Genomic DNA, 3301 nt, shown 5'->3' on the forward strand with positions numbered 1-3301 from the left:
GGCCACCGTGCTCGACCTGCCGATCGACATCCCCGCCGATGGCGATTTCGGCGCGGCCTTCGGGGCCGCCCGGCTCGGCATGCTGGCGGCAACCGGCGGCGATCCGCTTGCCGTCTGCACGCCGCCCAAGACGGCGGAAACGGTGGAGCCGGAAACCACGCACAAGGCCGCCTTCGAGGAGGCCTATCAGCGCTACCGCGCGCTCTATCCGGCGATCCGCGCCGTCACTAAGGCCTGACGCAACACACTGAAATGAACCCGGCATGCCCGCGCGGCAAACGGCCGGATTTGAGAATAACCGAATGGGAGAATTGATATGAGCACCGGTTTTTTCGGCGATATCGCCAAAATCAAATATGAAGGCCCGGACAGCGACAACCCGCTGGCCTTCCGGCATTACAACCCCGACGAGGTCGTCCTCGGCAAGCCGTTGAAGGAGCATCTGCGCTTTGCCGTCGCCTACTGGCACTCGCTGGCATGGGAAGGCGGCGACCCCTTTGGCGGGCGCACTTTCGACCGCCCCTGGTATGATGGCGGCATGGACAAGGCCAAACTCAAGGCAGACGTCGCCTTCGAACTGTTCTCGCTGCTCGGCGCGCCCTATTACTGCTTCCACGATGCCGATGTGCGCCCGGAAGGCGGCAATTTCGCCGAGAGCACCAGGAACCTCAACGAGATCGTCGACTACTTCGCCAAGAAGCAGGAAGAGACCGGCGTCAAGCTTTTGTGGGGTACGGCCAACCTGTTCTCTCACCGCCGCTTCATGTCGGGCGCTTCGACCAATCCCGATCCGGAGGTCTTTGCCTATTCCGCCGCCACCATCAAGACCTGCATGGACGCGACGATGAAGCTCGGCGGCGAGAATTATGTGCTGTGGGGCGGCCGCGAGGGTTACGAGACCCTGCTCAACACCGATATGAGCCGCGAGTTCGACCAGATGGCGCGCATGCTGTCGATGGTGATCGAGTACAAGCACAAGATCGGCTTCAAGGGCCAGATCCTGGTCGAGCCGAAGCCGCAGGAGCCGACCAAGCACCAGTATGATTACGACGTCGCCACGGTGTACGGCTTCCTGCAGAAATACGGGCTGGAAAAGGAAGTGAAGCTCAATATCGAGCAGGGCCACGCCATTCTCGCCGGCCACACCTTTGAGCACGAACTGGCGCTTGCCCGCACGCTCGGCGTGCTCGGTTCGATCGACATGAACCGCAATGACTACCAGTCCGGCTGGGATACCGACCAGTTCCCCAACAACGTGCCGGAAATGGCGCTCGCCTATTATCAGGTTCTGCTGGCCGGCGGCTTCACCTCCGGCGGCACCAATTTCGACGCGAAGCTGCGCCGCCAGTCGATCGATCCGGCGGACCTGCTTTACGGCCATATCGGCGGCATGGATTGCTGCGCCCGCGGGCTGAAGGCCGCCGCCCGGATGATCGAGGACGGCGCGCTGTCAAAGCCGCTCGACGAGCGCTATGCCGGCTGGAACGGCGACACCGCAAAGAAGATGCTCTCCGGCGAGATGACGCTCGGAGACATCGCCGCCATGGTGGAGAAGGACGACATCAACCCCGAACCGAAATCGGGTCGCCAGGAATATCTGGAAAATATCGTCAACAAATATGTGTGAGGTTTGATCCGGCGAAAGCCGGATGGGATGACCTCATGTAAAAATCGCCCGGGTCAAGTTGCCCGGGCGGTGCCGGGCCCGAACCGAAATAGGCTCCATCAAGCCGGCGGGGGCGCTGTCCCTCAGATCTCGTTCACCCGCACATTGCGCAGCATCTTCTGCAGCGTGGTCACGAAGGCGCGCTGTTCGTCCTCGTCGATGCCGTCGAACATCTGTTGCACGAAGCTGTGCATGGTCGGCCAGGCGGCGTCGAAGGCGAGGCGGCCTTCCTCGGTGATCGAGACGTCGCGCACCCGCATGTCCTCATTGCGCGACTGGCGGCGGATATAGCCCTGCTCCTCCAGCGAATCGAGCGTGCGGCTCATCGTCGATTGCTCGATCACGGCGAGAACCGACAGCTCGTTGATCGTGGCCGAGGGAATGACCGAGAGCACGGCGAGGGTGCGCACCTTGGCGGTGGACATGCCGAGATGTTTCAGCTCCTCGGCGAGATTGGCGTTGTAGCGCGCCATCACCCGGTTCATCAGATAGGGCGAAAATGCGTTGAGCCCGATTTCGCCGAGGCTGCGGACGGCCTCGCCCGTCTCTCCGTCACCGTTCGGACCCGAAAAACGCTCACCCATAAACCCACTCCGTTATTTCAGCGATGATGCCAGCAGAAAGCCCGAACCGCCCCCGAGGCCCGGCCCCGGATGGGTCGAGGCGCCGATGTGATAGAGGCCGGGCACGTGGGTCCTGTGGTTAACGGCAGACTTGAACGGACGCCAGATGAAAAACTGGTCGAGGCCGCAAAAACCGCCATAGGGATCACCGCCGACGAGGTTCATGTTCATGGTCTCGAGATCGGCGGGTGATGAAACGCTGCGGGCGACCACATTGTCCTTAAAATCCTCGATATGGGCGGAAAGCATGGCCTCGACGCGGTCGGCGAAGGCCTCGCGCAGCGCCTCCGTCCAGCGCCCGTCTTGCGGGCAATCCAAAAGGCCCGCAGCATCGCCCTTGATATGGCGGGGCGTATCGGGAAGCTGGAGCCACAGGATCGCGCCGCCGTCGGGCGCGCGGCTCGGGTCCAGCGCGGTCGGCTGGCCGACGCAGACGGTGGGCTCGGCCGGAAGCAGCCCGCGCTCGGCCTCGTTTGATGAGCGCGACACCGCGTCGAGACCGTCGGTCAAGTGCAGCAGGGCGACCTTGCCGAGTTCGTCGCCCGCCTTCCATGTTGGCGGTGCTTTCAGCGCGTAGTGGATCTGCATGTCGCCCTTGCCGTAGCGATAGGATTTCAGTCCTTTTTCGACATCGGCGGGCAGAGGTTTTTTGGTCTCGCCGAGCAGGCGGCGGTAAAGCTGGTCGGGGGTGACGGAGGCGATGACGCCGCGCCTGGCCCCGATTTCCGTGCCGTCGGAAAGCCGCACACCCGTCGCCTTGCCGTTCGTGCCAAGCGTAATGCCGGCGACATCGCATCCGGTGCGGATGTCGCCGCCATGGTCGCGGATCAGGCGTTCGAAGGCGCGCGTCAGGTTGACCGCGCCGCCCTTGACGATCGGGCAACCGGCAAGCTCGATCGCAAAGCCGATCACCTTCAGCATTTCGGCCGAATAGCTCGCCTCCGGCGACAGGCCGCAATGCAGCACCCAGGGGGCCCAGAGCGCCTTGGCCTCGTCCGAAACATAGGTTGTT

Annotated in this window: 3 protein-coding genes and 1 pseudogene; 2 read left to right on the forward strand and 2 right to left on the reverse strand. The window is 63.2% G+C overall.

The annotated features are described in order from the left end of the window. A pseudogene (locus B4E36_RS07375) lies at nucleotides 1-238 on the forward strand (xylulokinase); the annotation flags it as partial. A 78-nt stretch (nucleotides 239-316) separates the two neighbouring features. Then, entirely contained in the window at nucleotides 317-1627 is a 1311-nt protein-coding gene (xylA, locus tag B4E36_RS07380) for a xylose isomerase (protein ID WP_292055581.1), read from the forward strand. Nucleotides 1628-1749: 122 nt separating this feature from the next. On the opposite strand, the gene B4E36_RS07385 is transcribed toward xylA, so the two are convergent. Both B4E36_RS07385 and B4E36_RS07390 read right to left on the reverse strand, forming a co-directional pair. Next, nucleotides 1750-2250, reverse strand: a complete 501-nt coding sequence (locus tag B4E36_RS07385; RefSeq protein WP_018064739.1) for a MarR family winged helix-turn-helix transcriptional regulator — start codon at nucleotides 2248-2250, stop codon at nucleotides 1750-1752. Between the two features lie 12 nt (nucleotides 2251-2262). After that, a partial coding sequence (locus B4E36_RS07390) for an NAD(P)/FAD-dependent oxidoreductase (protein ID WP_345900182.1) occupies nucleotides 2263-3301 on the reverse strand: 1039 nt, incomplete at its 5' end.

The sequence above is a fragment of the Martelella sp. UBA3392 genome (assembly GCF_002358775.1).
Classification (GTDB): Bacteria; Pseudomonadota; Alphaproteobacteria; order Rhizobiales; family Rhizobiaceae; genus Martelella; species Martelella mediterranea.